This is a genomic window from Ensifer sp. ENS03, from assembly GCF_014852035.1.
Lineage (GTDB): Bacteria > Pseudomonadota > Alphaproteobacteria > Rhizobiales > Rhizobiaceae > Ensifer > Ensifer adhaerens.
In genome coordinates this window covers 184,026-209,771 of record NZ_JACVAV010000008.1, presented here as the reverse complement: position 1 = coordinate 209,771, position 25,746 = coordinate 184,026, and the positions used below count along the sequence as shown (strand labels likewise).

Genomic DNA, 25,746 nt, shown 5'->3' with positions numbered 1-25,746 from the left:
TTCACCTCAATTTCGGATTGAGCGCATCGCGCAGCCAGTCACCGAGAAGGTTGACCGAAACCACGAGAAGGCAAAGCTGGACGACGGGGAAGAGCACCACCCACCATACGCCCGAAAACAGGAACTGGTTGCCGAGACGGATCAGCGTTCCAAGGCTCGGCTGGCTCGGCGGCATGCCGATACCCAGGAATGAAAGCGTCGCTTCGGTCAGGATCGCCATGCCGAAGTTGAGGGTCGCAGCAACCATGATCGGCGTCAGCGTGTTCGGCAGGATGTGCTTCAGCATGATGCGCCGCGCTGGCGTTTTCAGAAGACGCGCTGCCTGAACGTATTCCTTGCCGCGCTCGACGATCGTCTGGGCGCGCACGGTACGGGCATATTGCACCCAGGCGCTGAGCGTGATCGCCAGCACCAGAACGGCGGCAGAGCCGACGTCCCGCAGTTCCGGCGGCAGCATCTGGCGCGCGACGGCACTGACGAGAATAGCGATCAGGATCGTCGGGATCGACAGAAGCACGTCGCCGATGCGCATCAGGAAATTGTCGATGAAGCGGCCGAAATAGCCGGCAACGAGGCCGAGGCTAAGGCCGACGGCGAGCGAAAGCACGACCGAGGCGACGCCGATCAGGATCGAGATGCGCGAGCCATAGAGAATGGCCGAGAGCATGTCGCGCCCTTGCGTGTCGGTGCCGAGCACGTACGGCCATTGGCCGTCGGCCTCCCAGATCGGCGGCAGCTCGGAGTTCCAGAGCTCGAGCTGAGCCGGATCGAAGGGGTTCTGCGGCGCAATCAAAGGTGCTGCAAAGGCGGTCGCGATCAGGAACGTAAGGATGATCGCGCCGATGATTGCCGAAGGCTTGTGGGTGAAGGACCACCAGAGATCGCTCTGGCGCCAGCGGGCAAGCCGCGAAGGCTTGCGCGCAGGTGTGGTTTGCTGGACGTGATCTGTCATGGCAACGACCTCAGCGGGTTGCATCGCGCAACCGCGGATCGATGACCGCATAGGCGATATCGACGAGCGTATTGAGCGTGACGAAGATGAAGGAGACGATGCAGAGATAGCCCGCCATGACCGGCATATCGAGGAAGGTGACCGCCTGGATGAAGAGCATGCCCATGCCCGGCCACTGGAACACGGTTTCGGTGATCAGCGCGAAGGCGATCAGCGAGCCGAAGTTCATCGCCGTCATGGTGACAACCGGCATCAGACAGTTCCTGAGCGCATGTCGGAAATAGATCCGCCATCGCGGCACGCCACGGGCGCGTGCGAACTTGATGAAGTCCGAGCGCAGCACTTCCATCATTTCTGCGCGCACCAGACGCATGACCAGAGTGATCTGGTAGAGCGCGAGTGCGAGCGACGGCAGAAGCAGCGATGCGCGGCCCGACGACGTCAACAGGCCGGTGCTCCACCAGCCGAGCTGCACCACATCGCCGCGCCCGAAAGCAGGTACGAGACCGAGCGTTACGGCGAAGACGAGGATCAGAAGGATACCGACGACGAAGCTCGGCAAGGAGACGCCGATGATACTGACGAACTGCAACCCCTCGGAATACCATCGCCCTCGGTGGATAGCGGTCAGGACACCAAGTGGAAGACCGATCAGGAGCGACAGGACGGTTGCGACAAGCGCCAGTTCCATCGTTGCCGGGAAGCGCTCGGCAATGAGCTTCATCACGTCCTGGCCGTTGCGGTAGCTGATGCCGAAATCGCCCTGGGCGGCATTGCCGACGAAGCGGCCGAACTGGGTGAGGAACGAATCGTTGAGCCCGAGCTTTTCGCGCAGCTCGATACGGTCGGCCTGCGACATCTGCTCGTTGGCCATCAACTCGACCGGATCGCCGGCGAAGCGGAAGATCAGGAAGGCGAGCAGCGCGACGGCGAGCATGACCAGCACGGCATTGGCCAGCCGCTTGATGAGAAAGACAATCATTGGGTTTCTCGCTGAATGAGGAGCCCCGGCAAAGCACGCTCTGCCGGAGCAAGAAAACTCAATCGCCGATACGGGTCAGCCAGTGACGCGGCTTGTTGTCGGCCCGAATGGTCACATCCGTGACGTTCTTCGACATTGCCCAGGCCATCGGCTGCTGATGCAACGGGATCATGATGACCTCATCCTTGGCGAACTTCAGCGCCTCGGTTTCGATCGCCAGACGCTTGTCGTGATCCATCTCGAGCGCGGCCTTCTTCACCATCGCGTCGAGTTCCGGATAGGACCAGCCGCCATAGTTGGCGACGCCGGCCGCGCCTTCACGGGTCGAGAGAACCTGAACCAGGATCGAATAGGCATCGAGCGTCGGCTCGTTGGCCCAGCCGATCATGTAGGCGTCGGACTTGCCGCCGGCGCGCTTCGGCGCCTGCACGGCGCGCGGACCGATGTCGAGGGTTGGCTTCAGGCCGACGCGTGACAGCATAGAGACCAGTGCGCTGCAGACGTCTTCCTCGTTGACGCTTTCGTCGTTCATGCAGACGAGCGTGAACTCCTTGCCGACGGCGCCTGCCTCTTCGAGCAGCTTCTTGGAGAGTTCCGGATCATAGGCGGTCGGCACATCGAGTTCGGCGCTGTAGCCCGGGATTTCCGGAGCAACCATGGTGCCGGCGACATGCGACTTGCCGCGCATCACGCGCTTGAAGATCAGTTGGCGGTCGATGGCATGGTCAATCGCCTGGCGCACCTTGATGTTGTTGAAGAAGTTTTCGCGACCGTCGGCGAAGGTCTCGTGACGGTTGAAGACCATGTGCACGGTGCGCAGGTCCGTGCGCTCGATGACCTTGATGTCCGGCGAGCTCTTTAGGCGCTCAAGATCCTGCACCGGCGCACCATCGGTCAGATCGATTTCGCCCGAAAGCAGCGCTGCAACGCGGGTTGCGGCCGAGGTAATCGGCATGAATTCGATGCGGTCGAGATTGTGCTTCGGCGTATCCCACCAGCCGTCGTTCTTGATGAGAACGGTCTTGCTGTCGGGCACGCGCGATTCGACCTTGAACGGGCCGGTACCGTTGGTGTTGTAGGTGGCGAAGCCTTCGACCTTGGCGCCGACATCAGTCGGCAGCTCGGACCTGTTGTCGACCAGCCAGTCCTTGTCGAACATGAAGATGTTGGTCATGTCATTGAGGAAGAGCGGGTTCGGCGAATTGACTTCGATGTCGACCGTGTAATCGTCGACCTTGGTGGTCGAGACATAGGCCGGAATGTTGCCGCGCAGCGGCGAGGTCGGATGGCTGACGCGGGCCATGGAGGCGACGACGTCGTCAGCGTTGAACTCGGCGCCGTTTTGGAACTTTACGCCCTTGCGCAGATGGAAGCGCCAGACCTTGTCCTTGACCATCTCCCAGCTCGTGGCGAGCGCCGGCTCGACCTTGAACTCCGGCGTATAGCGGGTCAGGCCTTCGTACACGTGGTTGAGGAAGGCAAGGTTCGAGGTGCTGCCATAGGAATAGGGGTCGAGCGAGAAGATGTCCCGCGGGCTACCCCAACGCAGCGTTTCGGCGGAGGCCGAGGATGCGAGAAAGGCAAATGCCAACCCCGCGAGGAGATGCTTTCTCAGTTTCATGTCGTTCCCTCTGTTTTCTCATCAGTCGCCATATGCAGGCGCCCTCACCCACTCGTGAGCAAGTTGCCCTAGATTTGAAGCTGTCGGCGACAATGTCAACTATTTTGTCGACAATTTTGTATGCATGATTGTTTAAAGTCGCATACGGCGGTGAAAACGACGGCCCACCAGCGGACGAGGGCAAGGGAAAAATAAGGGGGAAGCGGCAACCATGGGCAAACCGGCGGCGGGCATCCTGGCATGTCTGCGTGCAAACAGGATTCGTTAGGAAACACCCGTATTTATGAGTGTTTCCGCATGTGAACGTGGCGGAGACCTTGCCACCAACGACCCGCGAGCCTTCCCGTGGGATGGTGCGCGCGCCGGTGGCGGCGGTTGCGATCGCAGCCCCCGCTGACATCGGCTGCAGATTTTGACACGTCCGCATGTCCAGCTCGCCCGCGTGGCATGCGCAAATCTCCGGAATTGGCCGAAGGTGGCACATGGCGGGCCACGGGCGTCTCCACCGGTGGGGCAATGCGCTCAGCCAGCATACCTGCTTCCCACGCTCCAAAAAACCGTGGGCAAGCTGAAGTCCATGGCTAGGCTCGGCGCTGCAGCTCTCCTAGATTGGCCGCTCGAAAATGTGAGGAGAAATGCGCGTGAAAGTCTATCTCGCTGGCCCGGAAGTGTTTCTGCCCAATGCGGCGGAGATTCAGAAATTGAAGGCAGAGTTGGCGCGTGCAGCCGGGTTCACACCGCTCGTGCCCGGCGATCTTGAGATTCCGCCGGCTCCGACCAAGCATCAGCGCGGCCTTGCGATCTACGCCGTCGACGAAGGCATGATGCTTGCCGCCGACATGATCATCGCCAACCTGACACCGTTTCGCGGCATCAGCGCCGATGTCGGCACGGTCTTCGAACTCGGCTTCATGTGCGGTCACAGCAAGCACGTCTATGCCTATACGAACACCTCCCGCAGCTACTACGAGCGCATCTTGCACGACCACTACGGCGGCAAGGCCGGCTTGCGCCTCGACGGCCGCATGGCCGGTCCGGACGGGCTCAGCATCGAAGACTTCGACATGGCCGACAACCTGATGCTCGATGGCGGCGTTCTGCGAAGGGAAGGCAGGCTCGTCCAGCGCGAAGTGCCTGAGGCCGATCGCCTGACCGACCTGCAAGCCTTCAAGGAATGCCTTGCGATTGCCGCAAAGCGGCATTTGGCATAACGACCGATTGGGCCGCGGCTTTGTGACGGCGATCAGTCGCTGGCGCAGGGCCAGCCCGCCGGCGTGCTCATGCCGGCGGGAAGCTTGGTCGAGCTGTCACCGCAAGTCATGTCGACCTGCTCCTGTTCAAGTCCGGTTGCCTCGGACAGGTCGACGCCCTCGATACGTGTCAGGAACATGAACGCCCCCTGGAAATCGATCGGGCCGGAAAAACTCGTGCTGGTCAGGTCCGCGCGCGAAAGGTTGGCATGGGTAAACCGGGTTCCGGTGAGCTCCGCCTTGTCGAAATTCGCCCGGCCGAGTTCGGCCTTTTCAAAGCTTGCCCCCGTCAGGCGGGCACCGCTGAAATTGGCCCGCTGCAGCTCGGAATTGACGAACGATGCCTTCTCGGCGGAGACGCCTGCGAAATTGCACCGATAGGCTTCGATTTTGGAGAAGTTCGCGCCATTCGCGGTAGCCCCCGCAATCGAGGATCGAACCAGAGTTGCCTTTTCCAGATTGGCTTCTGTCAGGTTCGCACCGCGCAGATCCGTCAAGGTGAAGTCGGTGTTGACGAGATTGGCACCCTGAAGGTCGCTGCCGCCGAGCATAAGCGCTTTCTTGTTGCAGTCGGTCCAATCGGCTCCAGGCGATGCGGAATCCTTGCAACTGGCGGCATGCGCCATCGACGGCGCTGCGAACGCCACTAGGCCTATAGCCGCCGCCGGAACGACCAGTGCCTTCATGACGTCGGCCACGATCCTCGATGCCTTTGCGCTAGCCGGGCGCAGCGTACCGCGCTCCTGGCCGAGATTGATTTTGAGGATGTTCATGGCGCCGCTCCAGGACCCGAGGGTCGAATCGATTGCATATCAGGTGCTTCGCGCGCCTTTCCGCCGACTGGCATCGCCGGTCATGCGCGCGTGTTCGTTAAACGTATGACGTTGCTCGCCTTTATGCAAATGACAGAAATGAAAACGGTCCGTTTCAGATCGATACGGCCAGCAGCCAGTCACGCAACGCCGCGCTTGGTCCATGGTCGCCGATCGCTGACGGCGACAGCAGATGATAGGCCGTACCGTCTTCGATAAATCCGCATGGCGCGGCCAGGATGCCATTGTCGATATCGTCGCGGACGAGTTGCCAAGGCCCGATCGCCACGCCGATCCCGGCGATGGCCGCCTGAAGGCTGATATAGAAATGCTCGAAGACTTGGCCGCGCTGTTCGGGTGCGGCGCGGCCTGCCGTCGTCCCCCAGGTCTCCCACGCATTTGGCCGCGTTCGCGTATGCAAGGGGACCGCGTCGTTGCGCAATTGAGGCGAAGAGCCGCCCTCAGCCTCGTTAAAAAACACGGCGATTTTGTCCGTTCGGCAGACCGGACCTATTCGCTCCGGAAAGAGCGGCACGGCATGCGTGCCGCCCGCTCGAGGAAAATCATCGCGTCGGATCGCCAGATCGATGCCACGGCCCAAGGACACCGGCCCACCTCCGGCAACGAGGTGGATAGACACCTCCGGATGCCGCGCCTGGAAGTCAGGAAGGCGCGGTATCAGCCAGCGCATCAAAAGGGTCGGCTCGCAGGACACCACCAGCGCCGGCGTTCGCGCCACGTCCCTGATCTCCCGGACGGCACTCTCCACCAGACCGAAACCTTCGCGCACGGCCGCCGCCAGCTTTCGCCCGGCTTCTGTCAGGAAGACACGCCGGCTGCGGCGCTCGAACAGCGCCACGCCGAGTTCGTCTTCGATAAGCCGGACCGCGCGACTGATCGCGCCGTGCGTCAGATGGAGCGCGTCCGCGGCGCGACTGAAGCTCTCGAGTCTGGCCGCCGCCTCGAAACAGCGCAGCGCCGCCAGCGGCGGAAGCCGCGTCGCCGACATCTGTGAGTGTAGCTCACCAAAATGGTCAGAACTCATCGTTAGTCGCTTCTCATCGATCAAGCTATTTAGACATTAATGAAAGAGACGAACGGGAAAGACAATGACTGAACTGTTAGCTGTAGTAACCATTACAATCTTTGCCGTCATCAGTCCGGGACCGGATTTCGCGATGGTGACACGCAACAGCTTGCTTTTGTCGCGGCGGGCCGGCGTCCTGACGGCGCTCGGTATCGCCGCCGGCGTCTGGGTCCATGTCGCCTACACTCTGCTCGGCGTCGGCCTCTTGATTCGCCAGTCGCTGTGTCTCTTCACTGTCCTGAAGTTCGTCGGCGCCGCCTATCTGATCTGGCTTGGCATCAGGATGCTACGCACCAAGCCAGCCGAAAGGACGGGCTTGGCCGCACATCCCGCCCTCTCCGACATCGGTGCGCTGCGTGTGGGGTTTCTCACCAACGCGCTCAACCCCAAAACGACGATCTTTGTCGTCAGCCTGTTCATGCAAGTCGTCGGGCCGACCACGGCTCTGCCCGTCCAGATGGGTTACGGCGCGTTTATCTCTGCCGCACATCTGATCTGGTTCGCAATCGTTGCCCTGTTCTTTTCCTCCGGCACGGTACGGCTTCGTCTTATCGCGCTTCGCCATTGGATCGATCGCACCTTCGGCGCCCTGCTCGTCGGCTTCGGCGCGTTGCTGGCAACGCCAAGCGTGACACGCTAGGCGACGCTTGGTCGCGGGCGCGCCGCTGCATTCCCACTGTTAACACTTGCCCTCAATCGGATAACCATGCAATATCCATACAATTAGCATGAGGTAATCGCGATGACGGACGTGCGCTTGGGAATTTCGTGGCAACCGGTAATCCGTAAATCGGATGGACCGCTTTATCTCGCGATCGCCGACGCCATCGCTGCCGATATCAGCGAAGGGCGCCTGTCCGAGGGGATGCGTCTGCCGCCGCAGCGCACGCTTGCCGAGGCGCTGGGGATCGACTTCACCACCGTCAGTCGCGCCTATAACGAAGCCCGGCATCGCGGCCTCGTCGAGGGCCGGGTCGGCCAGGGCACCTACGTGAAAACGCGACGCATCCGAACCGGCCGTACGCCGGCAGGCGGCCTCATCGACATGAGCATGAACCTGCCGCCGTTGTTCGACGACCCGATGCTCGCCGCTCGGCTCTGGGACGACATGGCGGCGCTGCAGGCCGAGCATGGGCTCGAACTCCTGATGCGATACCAGCCGCCGGGCGGCACCCTGCACAACCGTGCTGCAGGCGCCGCATGGCTGAAACCCAGGCTGGGCGAGGTTCCGGCTGAGCGCGTTCTGATTGCCGCTGGCGCGCAAGGGGCTCTGCTTGCCACGCTTGGCAGCCTGACCAAGGCCGGTGACATGATTTGCGCCGAGGCAATCACCTACCCCGGCCTCCGCGCGCTCGCAGCACATCTCGGCATCAGACTGCACGGCCTCGCCATGGATCGAGAGGGCCTCCTGCCCGAAGCATTCGAAGAACTCTGCGCGAAGGAAACGCCGAAAGCGCTCTATTGTAATCCGACGCTTCACAATCCCACGACAACGACACTTTCGCTCGAACGGCGCCAGGCGATCGTCACAATTGCCCGGCGGCACGACGTAGCGATCATCGAAGACGATGCCTATGGCGCCCTTCCCGTTTCGACGCCGCGCCCGTTGGCGGCGCTGGCGCCTGACCTGGTCTACTATGTCGGCGGCCTTGCGAAATGCCTGTCGCCGGCCTTGCGCATCGCCTATCTTATCGTGCCGGACAGCCGAAGCTCGGTCCGCGTCGAAGGCGCGATCCGGGCCACTGTCGGCATGGCGTCCCCTCTTGCGGCCGCTATCGCCACGCGCTGGATCGAGGACGGGACGGCTGACGCCGTGCTCGCAGCCATACGTAGAGAGACGGCGGCGCGACAGCGCATCGTCTCCGAGCTTCTTCCAGCCGGCGTCGCACAAACGCATCCGCACGCCTTTCACGCCTGGCTGCACCTGCCGCCTCCCTGGACACGCGGCGAACTGAGCGCGCGATTGCAAGCGGCCGGCATCAGCGTCGTTGCAAGCGACGCCTTTGCGCTCGGCGCCCCACCGGAAGCCGTCCGCCTCGGCCTCGGCGCCGCTGCCGGCCACGCGGAGCTGCGACGCAGTCTTCTTGTCATCAACGACCTCATCGGCCAGCCCCCCGCCGCCTCAAGCTTCGTGGTGTAAATGGTGTGGTGTAAATGGTCGGCGGGCGAAATTGTCGCAGACATGTATGCATACAATAAATTGACAATGTATGTTTTTCGGCGCCTAATCTTGGCGAGCCTGATGCGGCCCCAAGAAGAAGAAGCGGTCGCATATCCAGGCAATCTCGGCGCAAAACTCCAGCGCCAACCGGAACGCCTGAAAGGAACAAACATGTCTTCCGATAGTGATTGGCCGCCGATCCCGCCCATGCAGACTGGCTTGCGCGGCCGCTGCCCACGCTGCGGGCAAGGGCACCTGTTCAACGGCTTCCTGAAGATGCGCAAGGAATGCGAAGTCTGTGGCCTCGATTACTCCTTTGCCGATCCGGCCGATGGCCCCGCTTTCTTCGTCATCTGCTTTGCCTGCGTACCGAGTGTTTTCCTTGGCGTCTGGCTGGAAGTTCAATACAGCGCACCGCTCTGGATACACCTACTGGTGACCGGGCCCTTCATGCTGCTGACTTGCATTCCGCCGCTTCGCCCCCTGAAGGGCTGGCTCGTCTCAAGTCAGTTTTTCTACAAGGCTGAGGAAGGCAAGGTCGTAAGGCGAAACGGCGAGCCGCCGGTGGCGACGCAGTAGATCTTCGAAGGCTCACTCCTGAGCGAAAGAGAAGCCCAAAGCCTCCGTGTATACCCCTAAAAAATAATTGCGCCGCCAACTGTTGATAGTTGACGGCGCTTTCACCGGAAGCCTCTCTTCTCAAAGGCCGGCTCTACGTAAAATAACAAAATCAAGACGTCAACGTGCAAACTGTGAAGTTTTTATGAGAGCATTTTGTCATATAAAGGCTTCGCTTTTAATATAATTCGGATTCATTACTATCATTTGTAAGATAAACTTATTTTAGAAATATATGATAGTTGCCGATGTGCAACAGTTTATAGTAATAGCTGTTAACAAACGCTAGAAACGCGTTTGTTGCGTAACTGTCTTGTTTTTTGTGATAGCGGTGTCGCCGCTGCCCGCTGCGAGTCATCGCAGTGGTTCATTTCGTAGCAGCGCGAGCGAGGTAACCGATAAATCTCTGGGGGACACCAGGGGCGGGCCTTGTTGACCTTGATAACCATTAGAGAGATCGATCGAATGACTATCAAAAGCCTTCTTCTCGGCTCCGCTGCTGCTCTCGCAGCAGTTTCCGGCGCTCAGGCTGCCGACGCCATCGTTGCAGCCGAGCCGGAGCCCATGGAATACGTTCGCGTTTGCGACGCTTTCGGCACTGGCTACTTCTACATCCCGGGCACCGAAACCTGCCTCAAGATCGGCGGCTTCATCCGTTTCCAGACTTCGTTTGGTCGTGACGCCGCTGATAGCCGCTACAATCAGGAAAAGTTCGGCGGCCAGTCCACATCTGACTGGGATTCCTTCTCGCGCGCTTACATCTCGTTCGACGCCAAGAGCGACACCGAGTACGGCACGCTCACCGGCTTCTTCGCTGCTGAATTCAACGCCGACAACGACACCGACGCTGGCGACAGCCTGATCGACGTCGATGAAGCCTACATCCAGCTCGGTGGCCTCAAGGCCGGCTTCTTCTACAGCTGGTGGGATAAGGGCCTGAACGGCGAAACCGACTCGATCGGCAACGTCACCGAATTCAACTCGATCGCCTACCTCTATGACGGCGGTTCGTTCCAGGCCGGTATCGCCGTTGACGAACTTGAAGGCACCTCGACCAAGTCGAACGGCGTTGGTGTTGAAGCCATCGTTTCGGCTACGCTCGGTGGCGTTTCCTTCGACCTGCTCGGCGGCTACGACTCTGAATACGAAGAAGGCGCCATCCGCGCTCTGCTCTCGGCCGACCTCGGCCCGGGTGTCTTCCAGGTCGCCGGTGTTTGGGCTTCGAACCCGAACGCATACTGGAACGCTTCGGAGTGGACCGTTGCTGCTTCGTACGCCTTCAAGGCAACCGACAAGCTGAAGATCACCCCCGGCGTTCAGTACTGGGATAGCCTGCGCACGGGCAACGACTTCAACAACGACCTCTCCAAGTGGCGCGCTGGCGTAACGCTCGACTACGCGATCACCGAAGGCCTCGCGACCCGCGTATCGGTTCAGTACGAAGACACCGACAAGGTTGGTGGCGGTTCGGACGACCAGGTTCTCGGCTTCGTCCGTCTGCAGCGTAACTTCTAATCCGAATAAACTCGGATGAAAGAAGCCCGCAACATCGTAAGACGTTGCGGGCTTTTTCTATGGTGGCAGTAAAATTGGCCGCTGTTCTTGTGCCACTCTTCAGAAAAGCCGAATTACTTCGATCGAAGCCGGCATGAGCGCTTTGCGCGATTGAAATTGTTCTGGAGTGCCTGCCGCTTTCTGACTGCAAACAATCGCCGCGGGTTCTGTTTCGGCCGCTCACAGGTTCGAGATGGGTCAGGTGACGCGCATGCAAAAGCCCGCAAGATCTCGATCTTGCGGGCTCGCCTATGTCTGGCGTCGGTTGCGACCGACCGCGTGTGCGGCTCAGTTTGCCGGCGTTGGCTCTCCAAGTGAGAGCATCAGCCGGTTTGCCCAATTGAAGAAGGCGGCACCATGGATGACGTCGGCGATCTCTAGTTCGTCTAGGCCTGCTGCCGAAAGTCGGCCGATGTGCTCCTCCCCAAAGGTAGGCGGGGTCGCCGTCAACGCCACAGAAGCGGCGACGATTGCATTCCAGCGTTCGCCGAGATCGGTTTCGACGCCCTCGTCGAGGAGCTTCTGCACATCCTCTGTGCGCTTTGAGTGATGCGAAGCGAAGCGCGAATGTACCGAGGCGCAGAAGATGCAGCCGTTATATCTAGACGCGGCGGTCGCCGCCAGTTCGCGCTCGGCGCGCGTCAGGCCCGAGCGGGTGTTATAGAAGATGTCCTTGTCAGTTTTCGTGCGCGCTTCAAGCACTTCCGGATCGCGCACGAGCAGGCGGAAGTAGGGCGACTTTGCGCGCCCAGCCTCGACCAGGCCTTTGAGGTGACGCTCCGTCAGCTCTTCCTCAGGCAAGGGCTGCAGCCACGGTGTCCAGCCGATCTCGGCCTGCGTGAAGGTAACAGGCGGATTTTCAACGATCGGGATGATGGCATGTTCGGTCATTCGCAGGTCCTCTTGAGTTCTTAAGCCGCAGCGCGCTTCGTGGCGGTCGACAGCAAGCCAAGACCGGTGATGACGCGGATCTGAAACGTAACGAAGGAAATCAGCTGCGACAGGGTCACGACACCATTTGTCGTCCAGCCAGCGTCGAGCAAGGCTTGCAACGCCTGCGGGCTGGCATCACGCAAATGGAAGACGAGCAGGTGGGCGTGCTCCAGCGCGGCGGACAGCTTACGGCCGAGCACCTCGCGGCTTGACCGTGATACTTGATAGAGTGGGCCGGCTTCATTCTCTCCATTAAGCGGCCCGTCGGGATAGTTGCCGTATGGCCCTGTTGCCCGTCCTGCCCCGATCTCGGCCTTGATAACCTCGATCAACCAGCGATCGTTGTCGCTATCCTCGAAAGGACTGCTGTAAAATTCGAAAATGTCCGGCTGACGGTGCAGGCCGGCAACGAAACTTGCGACCGCATGCCGCTCCGCCGCCGACACGTCGCCGAAATCCGCGGGCTGAAAGAGTGCAAGATAGCTTTTCTGCGCCTGTTCGCGGGTTTCCGGCCGTTGGGCGCGAATGCGGTCGAGCGCCGACCCGGCGGTGATGCCGGCCAGCAGATCGATGATATCCGGTGACGTGGTGGTCATGACGTCGTCTCCTTTGAAAAATGGAACCAGCTGTCCGTTTCAACCGACGGCGCCGAAACGCCGGGCATGGAATTTCTCCTGCGGCGACCAGCCGAGCGCCGGAGCGACCTTGGTGGCGATGAGCTCGATGGAGCGCAGAATCAATGGGTGCGGCGGATCAACGGAATGAACCTGGAACACCAGATCGGTGACACGCTCCAGCGTCTCATCTGCGCTGAGACTGGCGATGACGTCGTCAACGGAGCCGACATGTACGTCGAAGGCCGCAATCAGATCGGCAAGCGAATTGCCGGGAACTGTATGACCGCTAGCGATCAGTCGTTCCGCACCCCGTCTCAACCCAACCTCGGCAAGCCGCAACGCTTCGGCGCGGCTGTCGGCAACGAACAGGCTGCGAGAACCGAGGATACGCGGCGCGCGGCCGGAAGGAAGCGCATGCAGATAGGCGTCGATGATCGGGTTTTGCAACTCCGCCAACGAAGCGTGCGGATTGTCTTCTGGCCGCGGTTGGGTGCGTGACAACATCAGGCCGTCGCCGGCCCGCCCTGCCCGCTCGCCACCCGCCACCGAAAAGGTTGCCTGCCAGATACGGCCGAGCAGTTGCGGCGCTGACGGGTAGAGGCGATCTCCGCCTGGAAGGCCACGACCTGCCCAAGCGTCGAGAACCGTTTGGAGATGCCTGCCGAAGATCGCGCCGCGATCGGCGCTTTCCAAGCCAAAGGCCGTGAAGGAGGACGGCGTGCCGCCGGTCCCGAACCCGACCTCCAGTCGCCCGCCGGAGAGCAGATCGAAAACGGCGGCGTCCTCGGCCACCCGGATCGGATTTTCGAGCGGCAGCGTAATGACACCGGTTCCAAGACGGATGCGCGTCGTCTCCGCGGCGACATGGGCAAGGAAAACCAGGGGCGCCGGAAGGCCGCCTTCGTCCGCGTGGAAATGGTGCTGCGCGACCCAGGCCGTGTCGAAGCCGAAACGCTCGGCGGTGACGATCTGCTCCTTTGCGTAATGGTAGCGGGTGCCCGCCGGAACGTCGTCGAGCAGTCGGGTAAAAAAACCGAGGCGTTTGCGTGGCGTCGTCTCAATCATGGTCGGTCCTGTCTGTAGTCCGCTGCTTCAGGCCGCAGCCCGGCGGTTGCGTCCGGGAATGGCATTGATCAGCTCACGGGTGTAATCGCTGCGAGGGTTTTCGAAGACGTCGGAAACGGTTCCGCCGTCGACCAGCCGCCCATCCTTCAGAACCGAAACGGTGTCCGAGATCTGACGCACCACGGCGAGGTCGTGGGAAACGAAGAGGTAGGTGAGCCCGAGGTCGCCCTGCAGTTCGTCCAAGAGGTCGAGAATGCGGGCCTGCACGCTGACGTCGAGTGCGGAAACCGCTTCGTCGAGCACAACCAGTTGCGGATCGAGCACGAGCGCCCGGGCGATGGCAACACGCTGGCGCTGGCCGCCGGAAAGCGCATGGGGCCGTCGTGCAAATGCGTCCTCGGGCAAACCGACGCGGCCAAGGATCGCCCTTGCCTTCTCCTCGCGATCAGAACGCAGGAGTCCCGGGTAATTCGTCAGCGGCTCGGTCACGATCTGCAGCACGCTTTGGCGCGGGTCCAGCGAGCCGTAGGGATTCTGGTAAACGAGCTGGACCTTGCGGCGGAACTGCCGAAGCCCCTCTCCGGTCAGGCCCGAGACATTGGTGCCGTCGATCTCAATCCGCCCGGCCGTCGGCCTGTCAAAGCCGACGATGTTGCGGATCGTCGTCGTCTTCCCAGACCCGGATTCCCCGACGATTGCATGGGTCGTTCCGCGCCGGACGCGAAAGCTCAGTTCGTCGACGGCGCGTAGCGGGGACCCGCCGTCCTTGCGAACGAATTCGCGGACAAGGCCCTCGACGACGACGATATCGTCCGGAGCCTCCGCAACGGGTGGTCGAACCGTTGCCAACCTCGGGGGGGCGGTAAAGGATGGCGCGTCCGAAAGTAGTTGTTTCGTGTAGGGACTGCGTGGTGCGGCCAGAACAGCGCCCGTTGCGCCCTGCTCCTGAATCCGGCCGCCCTGTAGGACGACGATCCGATCGGCCCGGTCGGCGGCAACACCGAGATCGTGGGTCACCAGAAGCACGGCCGTACCATACTCCGTTCGCAACTCGTCGATGAGATCAAGAATGCGCTTCTGGACCGTGACGTCGAGCGCGCTCGTCGGCTCGTCGGCGATGATCAGCTGCGGCTTCAGCGCAATCGCAATCGCAATCAAGACCCTTTGGCGCATGCCGCCCGACAGTTCATGCGGATACTGCCGCGCCCGAAGTGCCGGCTCGCTCAAGCCGACGCGGGCCAGAAGAGAGAGCACCTGGGCCTCGATCTCGTCGGATCTCAGCGCGCCGTGGATGCGGAACATCTCGCCGAGTTGCGAGCCGATCGTCTTGACCGGGTTGAGCGAACTTCCCGGATCCTGAGGCACGAGGCTGATCCTCGCGCCGCGCACCTTATCCAGTTGCCGATCCGTCCAGCGGGCAATGTCGGTTCCATTCAGCTTGATGGTTCCGCGTTCCACTCGGCCATTCGCAGCGAGCAGACCGATGATCGACTGTGCGGTCGTCGTCTTGCCGGAACCGGATTCACCGACAAGGGCCACAACCTCACCTGGATTGATGCGAAACGAAACGTCATGAACGGCGCGGCGTTCGCCGCTGCTGTCAGCGTAGGCAATGCAAAGATCCTCGACCTCGAGAACGGGGGGAAAAGGTCCAGGTATGACGGTCATGCTGCGGCCCTCCCGAAAGATTGGCTGACGCGATTGGCAGCCAGCACGACGAGGACAACCACGATGCCGGGCGCGGTGGTCAGCCACCAGGCGGTCGAAATGTAATTGCGCCCCTCGGCGATCAGCAGCCCCCATTCCGGGGTCGGCGGCGGCGCGCCGTAGCCGAGAAATCCGAGCGTCGAAATCTGCAGTACGGCCGATCCGAATTGCAGCGCGGCAAAGGCGACGACCGAGGTTAAGGAATTCGGCAGAATATGGCGCCACAGAACCGAGGCAAAGGTCCCGCCACTGCCGAAGGCCGCCTCGACATAATCGCTGCGACGCACGCGCACGACTTCCGCCCGCGCCAGCCGGGCAAAGCCTGCGACCGAGGTGACCCCAACAGCGATTGCCGCGTTCACAGTTCCAAAGCCGAGCAGGATAATGATGCTGAGCGAAAGCAGCAGCGGAGGGATCGACAGGAGCACGTCGACAACGCGCATGATCGCATCGTCGAAGCGACGCCGCACCGAACCTGCGACGACGCCGAGACCGGTGCCAACCGCAAGTCCCAGCCCAACGGCGACAAAAGCACCGGTCAGGGAATGAACGGCCCCGTAGACGATGCGCGCATAGAGATCGCGCCCGAGCGCATCGGTTCCGAGCAGATGATCAGCGCTCGGCCGCTGCAACTGCGCGCCACCGACGCCCTCAAGCGGGTTGTAGCCTGTGAAGAACGAGGGGGCGACCGCCCAGAGGAAAACAGAACCGAGGATAAGCCAGGAAAGGGCCAGTCCTACGGGTACACGGCGCAGCCGCGATGCCGCGCCAGAACGCCGTTCGCTCTTTGCTCTTGGCGCCGCAACGGCGTCATCGTGAAGCGTATCGAAGGTCGTCATGCAACGGCTCCCGTTTTGGTCCTGAGGCGTGGGTCGAGCACCGGATAGAGCAGGTCCACAGCGAGATTGATGATCACGAAGGCCAGCGCAGACAGAACGACGATCGCCTGAAGCACGGCTGCGTCCTGGCTGCCCACGGCGCGTTCGGTCAGTCCGCCAATGCCGTTCAGCCCGAAGACGGTCTCCGTCACCACCGCCCCGGCAATCAGTTCGCCGAACAACACGCCGGCAATCGTCAACGTCGGAAGCAGCGCGTTCTTCGCGACGTGCCGCCAGAGAACCCAAAGGCGAGTGGCGCCCTTTGCCCGCGCCACGGCGACGAAGGGGCGCGTCAACACCTCGTCGATATTGCGAACGAGCACCTGCGCCAGTGGCGCGGAAATCGGCACGGCAAGTGTTGCGACCGGCAGGATCAATTCCTGCCAGGGACCAGGGTTGATGACGGGCACGAGTTTCAGGCGGAAGGAGAAGATCTGGATGAGCATGATGCCGAGCCAGAAGGTCGGGATAGAAATGAAGAGCGACGGAACCGACTGCAGCGCGCCACGCAGCCACGCAAACGGCGCGAGACTGGAGAGGAAAGCGATGACGGTCGCCAGGATCGCAGCTAGCAGGAAGCCGAGCCCCGCGAGCTTCAGCGTTGCCGGCAGATGCGCAGCAAGCAGACTTGAAACCGGAACACCGGCTTGAACCGAGTAGCCGAAGTTGCCGGCCAGGAACTTGCCGATAGTCCGCGCGTATTGCACCGGCACGGAGCTATCGACCGCATAAGAGGCGCGGATTTCGGCGACCTGTTCGGCGGTCAGGCCGAGATCGGGGTTCTGGAACTTAATGAGGATCGCATCGCCGGGCATTGCCTGCAGCAGCACGAAAGAGATCGTGAATGCGGCCCAAAGCACAAACAGAGCCTGAGCAACACGATTGAACAAATAGGCGGACATGATCCGTTCCTCGCAGGCGGATTTCAGAGACGACGGCCACCGACGTTGCGGTGGCCGTCGAACCAATCAATGTTCAGCAAGCCAGGTGCTGTAGAAGCTTGGACGCCCGACGGCCTCGAATGCCACGCCCTGGACGTAGGGCGCACCTGCATAGGCCTGCGGCTCCTCGAAGATCGGGATCGCATAGGCTTGATCGACGACGTAATCCTGAACCTCGCCGGCAATCGCGAGGCGCTTCTGGCGATCCGGCTCGGACGCGAGCGCATCGAGCAGACCATTCAGCTTGGTATCGACGAAGCTCTGGACCTTGTCGCTAAGCCCGCCCTTCTGGCGCAGCACATCGCGGTTCTTCGGATAGTACTGGCTCTTGATCACATCGGGATCGGCACGGCCGACCATGGCAGGCGACACCGGCGTCTTCAGCGGATCGAGATCATCCACCGTCTTGCTGCCGCTATCGCCGGCAAGAACGCTCAGCTTGACGCCCACCTTTCCCCACTGCTGCGCGACCAGTTGCAGCGTTTCCTTGTTCTGCGGCTGCGGCAGCGATTCATAAGCCGTCAGCACCAGTTCCTTGCCGTCCTTCTGGCGCAGACCGTTGGCGGCGACCGACCAGCCCGCTTCATCGAGCAGGGCCTTGGCCTTCGCCGGATCAAAAGCGAGCTTGGCCGAGATATCCTTGTAGCCGAGGGCCGACGACGCGATGATCGAGGTTGCCTGCGGATAATTGGCAGAAAACAATGTGGTGACGATTTCCTTGGTGTCGGTCGCATGCAGCAGCGCCTGACGCACCCTGATGTCGGACACCAACGGGTTGTCTGGGCGGAAGACGACACTGTTGTTCACCCCGCGGGTGGAAGGCGCGTAGATCTGATAGTCCTGCGCCTCGACTTGGCCCTCGTCATAGGCCTGGACCTGGCGGATGAAATCCGCCTGCCCTGCGAGCAGTGCACCAATGCGCACGCTGTCTTCACCGGTGATGATGTACTTGATGCCGTCGAGATAGGCGCGGCCCTGGTGTTCGAGTTTGGCCGGGCCCCAATTGTATTCGTCGCGCGCCTTCAGGTTCAGTTCCTTGCCGATCGTCTCGCTCTCGACGACGAATGGGCCGGAGCCGATGATTTTCGTGGCGTCGCCGAGTTCTTCGAGGGGCAGCGCCAGCGTGCTTGCCGCGACCAGGCCCGAACCGATCACGGACGTTCCCTGAAGGAATCCCGGCGACGGTTTCTTGAAGTAGAATTTGACCGTCAGCGGATCGACGACTTCGCTGCGCTCGTAGTTGTTGATGACCTCGGAGACCGGCTGCTTCAGGGCTTTGTTGCCGAGGCCGAAGACGTCGTAGTTCTTGGCAACGGCAGCCGCGTCGAGCGGCGAACCATCGGAGAACGTCACGCCGGGACGGATCTTGAACGTATATTCGGTCGCATTCGCGTTGACCGTCCAGGACTCGGCGATCCAGGGCTCGATCTCCAGCGTCTTCGGGTTCTGATAGGTCAGCTTGTCGGTGATCTGGTTGAGGATGCCACCGTTCGGATAAAAGCCGCCGGCCGGCGGGTAGAGGTTCGTATGGGCCTGCTGCTCAAGATAGATCAGCGTACCGCCCTTGACCGGATCTGCCGCTTGCGCCTGCGCGTCGCTCAGAGCCAGGCCAGTGGTCGCAAGTGTGGCGAGCGTCAGTGCCAAGCGTTTCAGTTTCGTCGTCATGAGAGCCTTCCTTCAGAAATCTGGAGGCTATGGTACGACTGCGGCCGGCGTAATCAATTAAATCTAGTAAATTAATATGCTATATGTTTTACCCGAACCGAAAGAAGCATCTAGCGCGCCGTCGCCGGGGAGATAATTGTCCCTTCCCGCATTTTTCCCACCAATTTTGAAGGGCCGGGATCGACGGAAGTGTGGAAAGAAGCCCGCTGGTAACCACCGCCACATACGCGACATGGACACGTGCTTGATTGCGCGCGGCATTGACACCATTGTCGTCATCCGTTGAAAAATCTTGGCAATTTCTCTGAACCTCCCAAGGATCGTAAGCATCATGGAAAGCAATAAAGTCCTCGTCGTCGGCGGTGCCGGCTACATCGGCTCGCATACGTGCCTCGAACTCGCCAACAAGGGTTTCGAGCCTGTCGTTTACGACAACCTTTCGAACGGCCACGAAGAATTCGTCAAATGGGGCGTGCTGGAAAAGGGTGATATCCGCGACCGAAAGCGGCTCGACGAAGTCCTTGCCCGTCACAAGCCACGCGCCATCCTGCATTTTGCCGCGATGATCGAGGTGGGTGAATCGGTGAAAGACCCGGTTTCCTTCTACGACAACAATGTCATCGGCACGCTGACCTTGCTTTCGGCTGCCCTTGCCGCAGGCGTCGAAGCTTTCGTCTTCTCTTCGACCTGTGCCACCTATGGCCTGCCGGAGAGCGTGCCGATCGACGAACAGCACCGCCAGGCGCCGATCAACCCTTACGGCCGGACCAAATGGGTGTGCGAACAGGCACTGAAGGACTACGGGCAGTACAAGGGCCTGCGCTCGGTGATCCTGCGCTACTTCAACGCCGCTGGCGCCGATCCGGAAGGCCGCATCGGCGAGTGGCACGAGCCGGAGACGCATGCCATCCCGCTCGCCATCGACGCGGCCCTCGGCCGACGCCAGAGTTTCAAGATCTTCGGCACGGACTACGACACCCGCGACGGCACCTGCGTGCGCGACTATATCCACGTGCTTGATCTTGCCGACGCCCATGTGCGCGCGGTCGAACACCTGCTTTCGGGCGGCGACAGCGTCGAGCTCAATCTCGGAACAGGTACCGGCACGACCGTCAAGGAACTCTTGACGGCGATTTCCGAGGTTTCGGGACGCGAATTCCAGGTCGATCTCGTCGACCGCCGCGAAGGGGATTCGACCACCCTGGTCGCCAACAACGACAAGGCGCGCGACATTCTCGGCTGGGTTCCGAAATACGGTCTCACCGACATCACGCGCACGGCCTGGAACTGGCATTCCCGTCGTAATCAGGGTGTCTGAGATACAGACCACGTCTGGCGCGGCGGTGATCGCCGCGCCAGACGGCTCCGATTTGTCAGGCCGTGTGCTGCACCGGCCTTGAGAAAAAGCCCGAGCGCAGCCGTGTGGCCAGCGGCTTCTCGATCAGAAGATAGGCGAAAACGCCAAGCGCGGTCCCTGCAATGACCGCCAGCAGCGCCGATGTGAGCAGCCCTATACCCATCATTCCACAAGCCTTGACCACGACCGAAATCGCAAAGGTGTGCCAGAGGTAGATCGAGTAGGATGCGTCGCCGAGCATCATCGGCAGCCTGCTGGGGCGGAACCAGCCCTGCGCTTCGAGCGCCAGCGTTCCCAAGACGAGCATGACGGCCAAAGGCCCGAGGATGAATTCGTCGAAAGGCAGGCGAAGCACGGCGACCGCCGCAAATCCTGAAAACGCGCCGGCGACAAGCATAAGGCCGGACATTGCGCCAGGCACCCTGCCTCTCAGCCACAACTCGGCGACGATCATGCCTGCCACAAATTCAAGAATAATCGGCCGCGTATAGGTGACGAAGAGCGCGTTGTCGCTGTCGACGGCAAAGCCGATAGCAACCAGCGCCGAGAAACAGCCAGCGATCGCCGGCAACCGTCTCGACCGCGGCAACAGCAGTGTCAACGCGAAGACGGCATAGAAGAACATCTCGTAGTTCAGCGTCCAACCCTGCACCAGCACTGGCCAGATTTCGCCGCTGCTTGGCGATCGCATGGGAATGAACAGCAGCGAGGAAAGCACATGCGCGTTGCTCAAGACTAGATTGGGAAACAGGCCAATAACGCCGCCGATGACCATGACCGCGGTTGCAAGCCAGTAGATCGGCGCGATCCTCTGGATGCGATCACGGAGGAAGGCGAGCGGTGACACCGGCCGCCGTTCGCTGATCACCCACATGATGAAGCCGCTGATGACAAAGAAGACATCGACGCCCGCAGCACCAATTGCGAAGTGGTGCCCGGTGCGCTCGGCGGCATGAAAGACGACGACGCCGAGCGCTGCGACGGCCCGCAGATACTGAATGCCGTAGATCGTTGTCGTCGGGGCGCTGATCATTGATACCTCAGTCGTAGCGGGATCTCCGATACGGCCGGCGCCGGACGATCTTCGACGCTCTGGTGCGTGCGCGCTTCCGGTAAAGTCAGCTTTCCGGCGGCGAAATAGAGCAGGAACGAGCCGATGTGATAGGGGTTCATGATGTCGATTTCGACGAAGGACCGCACCAGCAGAAGCAGCGCTATGCCGAAGAGCACGGAAGATTGCGTGTCATGATCCTGCGTCAACAACCGCTTGGTATGCCCGAGCACGGTTATCAGAAGGATGCCGGACAGAAGCACGAGCCCGATCGCGCCGGTCTCCACCATCGCTTCGATAAAGGTGTTGTGGAAGTGGAAGCCCGAGCGCGTGGCAATATAGAACTCTTCCCACAGGCGTTCGGGCTCCGAGAAGCCCTGGACCCAATAGGCCTGATAGCCGACACCAACCAGCGGTGACGACATGGCCGCCTCGATGCCCTGCTGCCACAGATAGGTCCGTCCGGTTAGGGTGGAATCCTTGCCGAAAAGCCCGAGGACAAGATCGACGCCCCCACCATAGATGGCCGCAACGGCGACCATGACGCCACAGACGGCGGCGGCGAGGAAGAGCCCCTTGCGGTGTGCCGGCGACAATAGTCCGACCAACCGCATGCCCAGCCACACCCCGATGATGACCACTGTGGTCAACACCGACGTCGCCGATTGCGAGGCAAAAAGTGAATAGGCCGACAGCAACGCGACCAGGCTGGCTGCCGCGAACCACAGGCCGCGTTCGCCAAGCGCGATCGGCGCGACAAAGGCGAAATAGATGCCGAGCGAGGCGTAGAATCCCAGCTGGTTCTTCGAGGCGAAAGCGCCGACGAAGCTGTAAGTGCCGTCGAGAGGATCGAGGTGGTAGACGCCGAAGAGGAGTGAGTAGACGAGAACGACGCCGGTTCCGGCAATCGCGCCGCGCACCAGGGTCCTGATGCCGACAACCCGCATGGCAATCAGGGCGCAGATCACGTGGGAGAGATACTGTATCCCCGTTCGCGCCGTCATACCGGGCGCCGCCGACCAGAAGACCGACAGGCAGGCGAAGATCGCAAATCCTAGGATCCAGAGGCGGATTCCGTAGTTGCCGAGCACACGACGGTAATCGACCAGCACCAGCGGCAGCCACAGGCCATAGTAGAGCAGGATCGAGGCCTGTCCGAAGCGCGAGGAATAGGCGAAGACGAAGAGCGATAGCGCGATCGCAACAGTGCCATAGACACCATTGCGATCGGGAGAAATCAGGCTCGCCTTCGAAATTTTCACAGCCGTTCCTACTGCGTTGCCAGGTTGGCTTCGACCTTGATCACGTCACCGGGCAATACAGGCGTATTTTCGTCGGCGGAGATCTCTGTCGGCTTTCCGTCGCGCTCGCGCATGATCGAATAGGCGATCGTCGCCTCCTCCGTATTGTCTTTCGACTGCGCGGCTTCGGCCGATTGCAGCAACGCTTCGGCCATCAAGTCGCGGCTGGTGCCGAGCTTGATCGAAAGCGTGTCGAGTTCGGCCTCGGTGTTCTGCAGGTCCTGCGCCAGCTGAGCGTCCCAATCGTTGCGAAGATTGGTTTCGTCCTGGCCCGCCTTGCTGACATCCTGTTTCGCCTTCAGCGAAGCAGTATCGATGTCGAGAAGGGCGGCCTGCAGTTCGGCCACGCGCTGCTCCAGGGACAGCTTGCGCTGGCTGAGCGCCAGGCCCTTTTCGGCGAGGCTTTCGACCTTCTCGCGGTCTTCAACGACGAGCTCGAGCTGGCGGTTCTGGGTTTCCGTCTTCTTTGCCAGCGACTGGATTTCGCTTTCGAGCAAGGACTTCAGATCGGCGAGCGACTCCAGTTGCAGCTTCTGCTTCCTGTCACGCGAGGCCATCAATGCGGTCTCGTTTGCGAGAAGCTTGTCGATACCGGGAACACCCTGAAGGTCCTTCGGCAGTTCGATGCCATCCTTTTCGGCGATCTCGGCCTGAAGGCGGGCGCGACGGATCAGCAGCCGGTTGCGCTCGGACGTCCGGACGCTCGAATCGCCATGCGCATTTATGTAGTCGCGCGCAAAGCGCTGGCCGCTTTCCGAACGGCGCAATCCGCCGCCAAGGCTTACGGCCTTCAACACCGTCAGATTGGGGGCAAAAGGATATTCGCCGGGCTTCTGGACCTCGCCCGCGAGATAAACCGGGCGGTACTGCGCGAGTTCGACGGAGGCGGACGGCCGATCGCGCAGACCGAAGAGCGTCTGCATCTTCTCGCCGATCGCTTCACCAACTTCGGTCGTCGTCTTGCCCGCCGCCGGCAGGTCGCCGATGAAGGGCAAGGATAGAGCACCCGAAGGACCAACGGTGTACTCGCCGCTGACGACCGACCAGTCGCGGACAGCCCCCTCCGCGGTCTGCCATTCGGCCACGCGAATTCTCAGCCTGTCCATAGTGCCGAGCTGATACTCATCGGCCCAAGCCGGAAAAGCACAAGTGAGCGCCGCGGCGATGAAAACCGCCCGGCGCAGGAAACGGGGTAGCGTGCGCGGCATGCGCGACTGTCTCGACAGATGATGTTCTCTCATTTGGGCTTCCCGAATGAAGGCGCCTTCCCGCGACCGGTCGCGCGGGCTTTCCAGGCGCTGTTTCGTCAGTAGCTGCCGCGCGAAAGGCAAACGGCGGGAATGGTTCTGACAACGATGGAGAAGTCCTTCAGCAGCGACCAGTTCTGGACGTACTGGGTATCGAACGCGATGCGGGTTGCGTAGGATACGTCGTTGCGCCCGCTGATTTGCCAAAGGCCGGTAAGACCGGGTCGGGATTGCAGGTAGTAGACGGCGGCGCTGTCGTAGAGCTCCAGTTCGTCCTCCACCACCGGGCGCGGGCCAACCATGCTCATTTCACCGCGCACGATGTTGACGAGCTGCGGCAGTTCATCAAGGCTTAGTTTGCGCAGGACACTGCCGACGACCGTGACACGCGGGTCGTCCTGCAGTTTGCGCGTCGCGCGCCATTCCTCGTAGGCGGCCGGATTGGCCTTGAGGTAGTCCTGCAGGATCCGGTCCCCATCAGGGCGCATGGTGCGGAACTTAAGGCAACGGAACGACTTGCCGTTGTGGCCGATGCGGCGGTGGCCGTAGAAGATGCTGCCGCCGTCGGAAAACTTGACCAGCGCCATGAGCATCAGGAACAGCGGGCTTAAGAAAACGAGGGCGAGGGAAGCGGCAAGCACGTCGAAGCCACGCTTCGAAACGCCACCCACGGGTGGGATTGCCGCAAACTCTGCGGCACTGAAAAACGGCGAACTGGCCGATCTGGTCGCAGACTTCATAGAGGTGACTCCATTTACGTTTGGCGATTTGTCGGTCTCCCCAGGGGGGCCTACAGCCCACACTGGGGCGCGCTCATCGTGAATAATGAACGTCCGGTAAGGATTTGCTTTTTGAAGGCGAAATAAAGGCGAGTATCCGAGCAGGGGCCAAAATGCGTATATCACCACTTTCGAATATGAAATATTTCTCGTGACAGGCGCTGTTATATTATTGCGAGAAACAGTATCACCTCGCACGTATTCCTGTATTGTTTCTGGCGGGCCAAATTACATTTCCGGAGAAGTGCCGATATCTTCGCAGGCCGATGTTTTCCTTGAGCTTCGGGAGCGTGATTTCCCCTGCTCCAAAATTATCGGTCGTCCGTATTTCCCAAATTTTGCTGCGTCGCACCAAGTCTTCGCGGCGCACACAAAGACTCACAACATCGTTCAAACTTGTAATAAAAGTTGATCAGCACGTGAGTGTGGCGGCAACCATTGGGCGACGCGGAGAGCGTCTCCCGACGGGAGGTGGAAAATCAGCTGCCGAGCGCAGGCTCGCGTCACAATGGCGTTCGAGGCCAATCAACTGATTTTGATTCGATCGACGCTGCTCGAAACGCGACATAAAGATTTGCCTGTTTCTATGTGCCAAAGCGGCGGCTATTGCCGGTTGCAGCCGATGTCCGTCGCCAATATATTAACATTTGCAGAGGAAAGGCCGATTTTGCGATGACGTCTGCAGCGATAGAACCGATTGCGAGCTAGTGCCATGTACGCACCACGCGTCTTCGTGAGTATGATCGGCGCCCTGACGGTTTTTGCTGTCGTCACCTATTTCCTCAATGGCTCTCTCACATCCACGCTGATCCAGACGGCGATCTGTGCGGTCCTCATTCAGATCGGCTATTTCCTCGCGGTCGTTTTCCTAATCTGGAGGAAAGCGCGCGAGCGCGGAAAAAAAGCGGCTGAAGTGCTGCAATCGGCCAATGACGACAAGCCGGGCAGCAATAGCCACCGCCTGGACCGGCCCGGTCACTTCAATCGTTGACCGCACGGCCGGACAAGCCTGCCTCGCCCTTCTTCAAAAAAATCGCCTTTGACGCGGTTGCGACATGATCGCCCTGCATGGTGCGGCCCGTTACGGCAAGATTCCATGCCGGGCTGCATAATCTAGCCGGTCGCCAATGACCCGGCTGCGTCATGCAGCGATCGAGAACTGGTGCAG

General features: G+C 60.9%; 23 protein-coding genes. 7 read left to right on the top strand and 16 right to left on the bottom strand.

From position 1 onward, the window contains the following. Window position 1 precedes the first annotated feature (1 nt). Genes IB263_RS24910 through IB263_RS24900 form a run of 3 tightly spaced genes read right to left on the bottom strand, consistent with a single transcriptional unit; the run spans window position 2 to window position 3,555 of the window. Entirely contained in the window at window positions 2–952 is a 951-nt protein-coding gene (locus IB263_RS24910) for an ABC transporter permease (RefSeq protein WP_060529200.1), read from the bottom strand. 10 nt (window positions 953–962) lie between these two features. Next, window positions 963–1,934, bottom strand: a complete 972-nt coding sequence (locus IB263_RS24905) for an ABC transporter permease (RefSeq protein ID WP_034797927.1) — start codon at window positions 1,932–1,934, stop codon at window positions 963–965. Window positions 1,935–1,992: 58 nt separating this feature from the next. Next, window positions 1,993–3,555, bottom strand: coding sequence for an ABC transporter substrate-binding protein (locus tag IB263_RS24900; RefSeq protein ID WP_192439214.1), 1,563 nt, complete (start codon window positions 3,553–3,555; stop codon window positions 1,993–1,995). 635 nt (window positions 3,556–4,190) lie between these two features. Between IB263_RS24900 and IB263_RS24895 the strand changes: the two genes are divergently transcribed. Beyond that, window positions 4,191–4,766, top strand: coding sequence for a nucleoside 2-deoxyribosyltransferase (locus IB263_RS24895; protein WP_060521100.1), 576 nt, complete (start codon window positions 4,191–4,193; stop codon window positions 4,764–4,766). Between the two features lie 32 nt (window positions 4,767–4,798). Here the strand turns inward: IB263_RS24895 and IB263_RS24890 are convergent, their stop codons facing one another. Both IB263_RS24890 and IB263_RS24885 read right to left on the bottom strand, forming a co-directional pair. Next, on the bottom strand, window positions 4,799–5,491 hold the full coding sequence (locus IB263_RS24890; RefSeq protein WP_034798066.1) for a pentapeptide repeat-containing protein: 693 nt from the start codon (window positions 5,489–5,491) through the stop codon (window positions 4,799–4,801). A gap of 241 nt (window positions 5,492–5,732) precedes the next feature. Beyond that, on the bottom strand, window positions 5,733–6,686 hold the full coding sequence (locus tag IB263_RS24885) for a LysR family transcriptional regulator (RefSeq protein WP_246811080.1): 954 nt from the start codon (window positions 6,684–6,686) through the stop codon (window positions 5,733–5,735). Window positions 6,687–6,726: 40 nt separating this feature from the next. Here IB263_RS24885 and IB263_RS24880 point away from each other — a divergent pair, with 40 nt between their 5' ends. The 4 genes from IB263_RS24880 (at window position 6,727) to IB263_RS24865 (ending at window position 10,998) form a co-directional block, all read left to right on the top strand. After that, the gene (locus IB263_RS24880; RefSeq protein WP_192439213.1) at window positions 6,727–7,344 is read left to right on the top strand and encodes a LysE family transporter; all 618 of its coding nucleotides are present in this window, start codon (window positions 6,727–6,729) and stop codon (window positions 7,342–7,344) included. Between the two features lie 102 nt (window positions 7,345–7,446). Next, on the top strand, window positions 7,447–8,844 hold the full coding sequence (locus tag IB263_RS24875; RefSeq protein ID WP_192439212.1) for a PLP-dependent aminotransferase family protein: 1,398 nt from the start codon (window positions 7,447–7,449) through the stop codon (window positions 8,842–8,844). A gap of 192 nt (window positions 8,845–9,036) precedes the next feature. Further along, on the top strand, window positions 9,037–9,444 hold the full coding sequence (locus tag IB263_RS24870; RefSeq protein WP_192439237.1) for a DUF983 domain-containing protein: 408 nt from the start codon (window positions 9,037–9,039) through the stop codon (window positions 9,442–9,444). Window positions 9,445–9,948: 504 nt separating this feature from the next. Further along, window positions 9,949–10,998 (top strand): porin, encoded by a 1,050-nt coding sequence (locus IB263_RS24865; RefSeq protein WP_090297235.1) that lies wholly within the window; start codon window positions 9,949–9,951, stop codon window positions 10,996–10,998. Window positions 10,999–11,325: 327 nt separating this feature from the next. Here the strand turns inward: IB263_RS24865 and IB263_RS24860 are convergent, their stop codons facing one another. From IB263_RS24860 to IB263_RS24830, 7 genes are all read right to left on the bottom strand, one after another. Then, on the bottom strand, window positions 11,326–11,928 hold the full coding sequence (locus IB263_RS24860) for an alkylhydroperoxidase domain protein (RefSeq protein ID WP_060610532.1): 603 nt from the start codon (window positions 11,926–11,928) through the stop codon (window positions 11,326–11,328). A gap of 20 nt (window positions 11,929–11,948) precedes the next feature. Further along, complete coding sequence (locus tag IB263_RS24855) at window positions 11,949–12,566, bottom strand: CMD domain protein (RefSeq protein ID WP_060582941.1); 618 nt, start codon at window positions 12,564–12,566, stop codon at window positions 11,949–11,951. 39 nt (window positions 12,567–12,605) lie between these two features. Then, window positions 12,606–13,652: a putative FMN-dependent luciferase-like monooxygenase gene (locus IB263_RS24850; RefSeq protein WP_110819106.1), complete on the bottom strand. Its 1,047-nt coding sequence runs from the start codon at window positions 13,650–13,652 to the stop codon at window positions 12,606–12,608. A 27-nt stretch (window positions 13,653–13,679) separates the two neighbouring features. After that, window positions 13,680–15,320: an ABC transporter ATP-binding protein gene (locus IB263_RS24845; RefSeq protein ID WP_192439211.1), complete on the bottom strand. Its 1,641-nt coding sequence runs from the start codon at window positions 15,318–15,320 to the stop codon at window positions 13,680–13,682. Further along, window positions 15,317–16,198 (bottom strand): ABC transporter permease, encoded by an 882-nt coding sequence (locus IB263_RS24840; RefSeq protein ID WP_110819104.1) that lies wholly within the window; start codon window positions 16,196–16,198, stop codon window positions 15,317–15,319. The genes IB263_RS24845 and IB263_RS24840 overlap by 4 nt, the downstream gene beginning before the upstream one ends. Further along, on the bottom strand, window positions 16,195–17,139 hold the full coding sequence (locus tag IB263_RS24835) for an ABC transporter permease (protein ID WP_113293288.1): 945 nt from the start codon (window positions 17,137–17,139) through the stop codon (window positions 16,195–16,197). The genes IB263_RS24840 and IB263_RS24835 overlap by 4 nt, the downstream gene beginning before the upstream one ends. A gap of 66 nt (window positions 17,140–17,205) precedes the next feature. Then, on the bottom strand, window positions 17,206–18,843 hold the full coding sequence (locus tag IB263_RS24830) for a TIGR04028 family ABC transporter substrate-binding protein (protein WP_192439210.1): 1,638 nt from the start codon (window positions 18,841–18,843) through the stop codon (window positions 17,206–17,208). A 331-nt stretch (window positions 18,844–19,174) separates the two neighbouring features. On the opposite strand from IB263_RS24830, the gene galE reads away from it, so the two are divergent. Then, entirely contained in the window at window positions 19,175–20,161 is a 987-nt protein-coding gene (galE, locus tag IB263_RS24825; protein ID WP_060521088.1) for a UDP-glucose 4-epimerase GalE, read from the top strand. A 55-nt stretch (window positions 20,162–20,216) separates the two neighbouring features. On the opposite strand, the gene IB263_RS24820 is transcribed toward galE, so the two are convergent. The 4 genes from IB263_RS24820 to IB263_RS24805 form a co-directional block, all read right to left on the bottom strand. Then, entirely contained in the window at window positions 20,217–21,233 is a 1,017-nt protein-coding gene (locus tag IB263_RS24820) for an acyltransferase (RefSeq protein ID WP_192439209.1), read from the bottom strand. Next, on the bottom strand, window positions 21,230–22,513 hold the full coding sequence (locus tag IB263_RS24815; RefSeq protein WP_192439208.1) for an O-antigen ligase: 1,284 nt from the start codon (window positions 22,511–22,513) through the stop codon (window positions 21,230–21,232). The genes IB263_RS24820 and IB263_RS24815 overlap by 4 nt, the downstream gene beginning before the upstream one ends. An 8-nt stretch (window positions 22,514–22,521) precedes the next feature. Next, on the bottom strand, window positions 22,522–23,793 hold the full coding sequence (locus IB263_RS24810; protein WP_192439207.1) for a polysaccharide biosynthesis/export family protein: 1,272 nt from the start codon (window positions 23,791–23,793) through the stop codon (window positions 22,522–22,524). A 65-nt stretch (window positions 23,794–23,858) separates the two neighbouring features. After that, on the bottom strand, window positions 23,859–24,539 hold the full coding sequence (locus IB263_RS24805; protein WP_192439206.1) for a sugar transferase: 681 nt from the start codon (window positions 24,537–24,539) through the stop codon (window positions 23,859–23,861). A gap of 751 nt (window positions 24,540–25,290) precedes the next feature. Between IB263_RS24805 and IB263_RS24800 the strand changes: the two genes are divergently transcribed. Beyond that, window positions 25,291–25,569 carry an exopolysaccharide production repressor protein gene (locus tag IB263_RS24800; protein ID WP_060582949.1) on the top strand — a complete coding sequence of 93 codons (279 nt, stop codon included), beginning with the start codon at window positions 25,291–25,293 and terminating at the stop codon, window positions 25,567–25,569. The last annotated feature ends 177 nt before the right edge of the window (window positions 25,570–25,746 follow it).

Coding starts and splice junctions, on each gene's coding strand:
- IB263_RS24800 (WP_060582949.1), top strand. CDS start 25,291: ATGTACGCACCACGCGTCTTCGTGAGTATGATCGGCGCCCTGACGGTT.
- IB263_RS24880 (WP_192439213.1), top strand. CDS start 6,727: ATGACTGAACTGTTAGCTGTAGTAACCATTACAATCTTTGCCGTCATC.
- IB263_RS24845 (WP_192439211.1), bottom strand. CDS start 15,320: ATGACCGTCATACCTGGACCTTTTCCCCCCGTTCTCGAGGTCGAGGAT.
- IB263_RS24850 (WP_110819106.1), bottom strand. CDS start 13,652: ATGATTGAGACGACGCCACGCAAACGCCTCGGTTTTTTTACCCGACTG.
- IB263_RS24895 (WP_060521100.1), top strand. CDS start 4,191: ATGCGCGTGAAAGTCTATCTCGCTGGCCCGGAAGTGTTTCTGCCCAAT.
- IB263_RS24905 (WP_034797927.1), bottom strand. CDS start 1,934: ATGATTGTCTTTCTCATCAAGCGGCTGGCCAATGCCGTGCTGGTCATG.
- IB263_RS24820 (WP_192439209.1), bottom strand. CDS start 21,233: ATGATCAGCGCCCCGACGACAACGATCTACGGCATTCAGTATCTGCGG.
- IB263_RS24870 (WP_192439237.1), top strand. CDS start 9,037: ATGTCTTCCGATAGTGATTGGCCGCCGATCCCGCCCATGCAGACTGGC.
- IB263_RS24865 (WP_090297235.1), top strand. CDS start 9,949: ATGACTATCAAAAGCCTTCTTCTCGGCTCCGCTGCTGCTCTCGCAGCA.
- IB263_RS24830 (WP_192439210.1), bottom strand. CDS start 18,843: ATGACGACGAAACTGAAACGCTTGGCACTGACGCTCGCCACACTTGCG.
- IB263_RS24855 (WP_060582941.1), bottom strand. CDS start 12,566: ATGACCACCACGTCACCGGATATCATCGATCTGCTGGCCGGCATCACC.
- IB263_RS24860 (WP_060610532.1), bottom strand. CDS start 11,928: ATGACCGAACATGCCATCATCCCGATCGTTGAAAATCCGCCTGTTACC.
- IB263_RS24835 (WP_113293288.1), bottom strand. CDS start 17,139: ATGTCCGCCTATTTGTTCAATCGTGTTGCTCAGGCTCTGTTTGTGCTT.
- IB263_RS24810 (WP_192439207.1), bottom strand. CDS start 23,793: ATGAGAGAACATCATCTGTCGAGACAGTCGCGCATGCCGCGCACGCTA.
- IB263_RS24875 (WP_192439212.1), top strand. CDS start 7,447: ATGACGGACGTGCGCTTGGGAATTTCGTGGCAACCGGTAATCCGTAAA.
- IB263_RS24840 (WP_110819104.1), bottom strand. CDS start 16,198: ATGACGACCTTCGATACGCTTCACGATGACGCCGTTGCGGCGCCAAGA.
- IB263_RS24900 (WP_192439214.1), bottom strand. CDS start 3,555: ATGAAACTGAGAAAGCATCTCCTCGCGGGGTTGGCATTTGCCTTTCTC.
- galE (WP_060521088.1), top strand. CDS start 19,175: ATGGAAAGCAATAAAGTCCTCGTCGTCGGCGGTGCCGGCTACATCGGC.
- IB263_RS24890 (WP_034798066.1), bottom strand. CDS start 5,491: ATGAAGGCACTGGTCGTTCCGGCGGCGGCTATAGGCCTAGTGGCGTTC.
- IB263_RS24805 (WP_192439206.1), bottom strand. CDS start 24,539: ATGAAGTCTGCGACCAGATCGGCCAGTTCGCCGTTTTTCAGTGCCGCA.
- IB263_RS24910 (WP_060529200.1), bottom strand. CDS start 952: ATGACAGATCACGTCCAGCAAACCACACCTGCGCGCAAGCCTTCGCGG.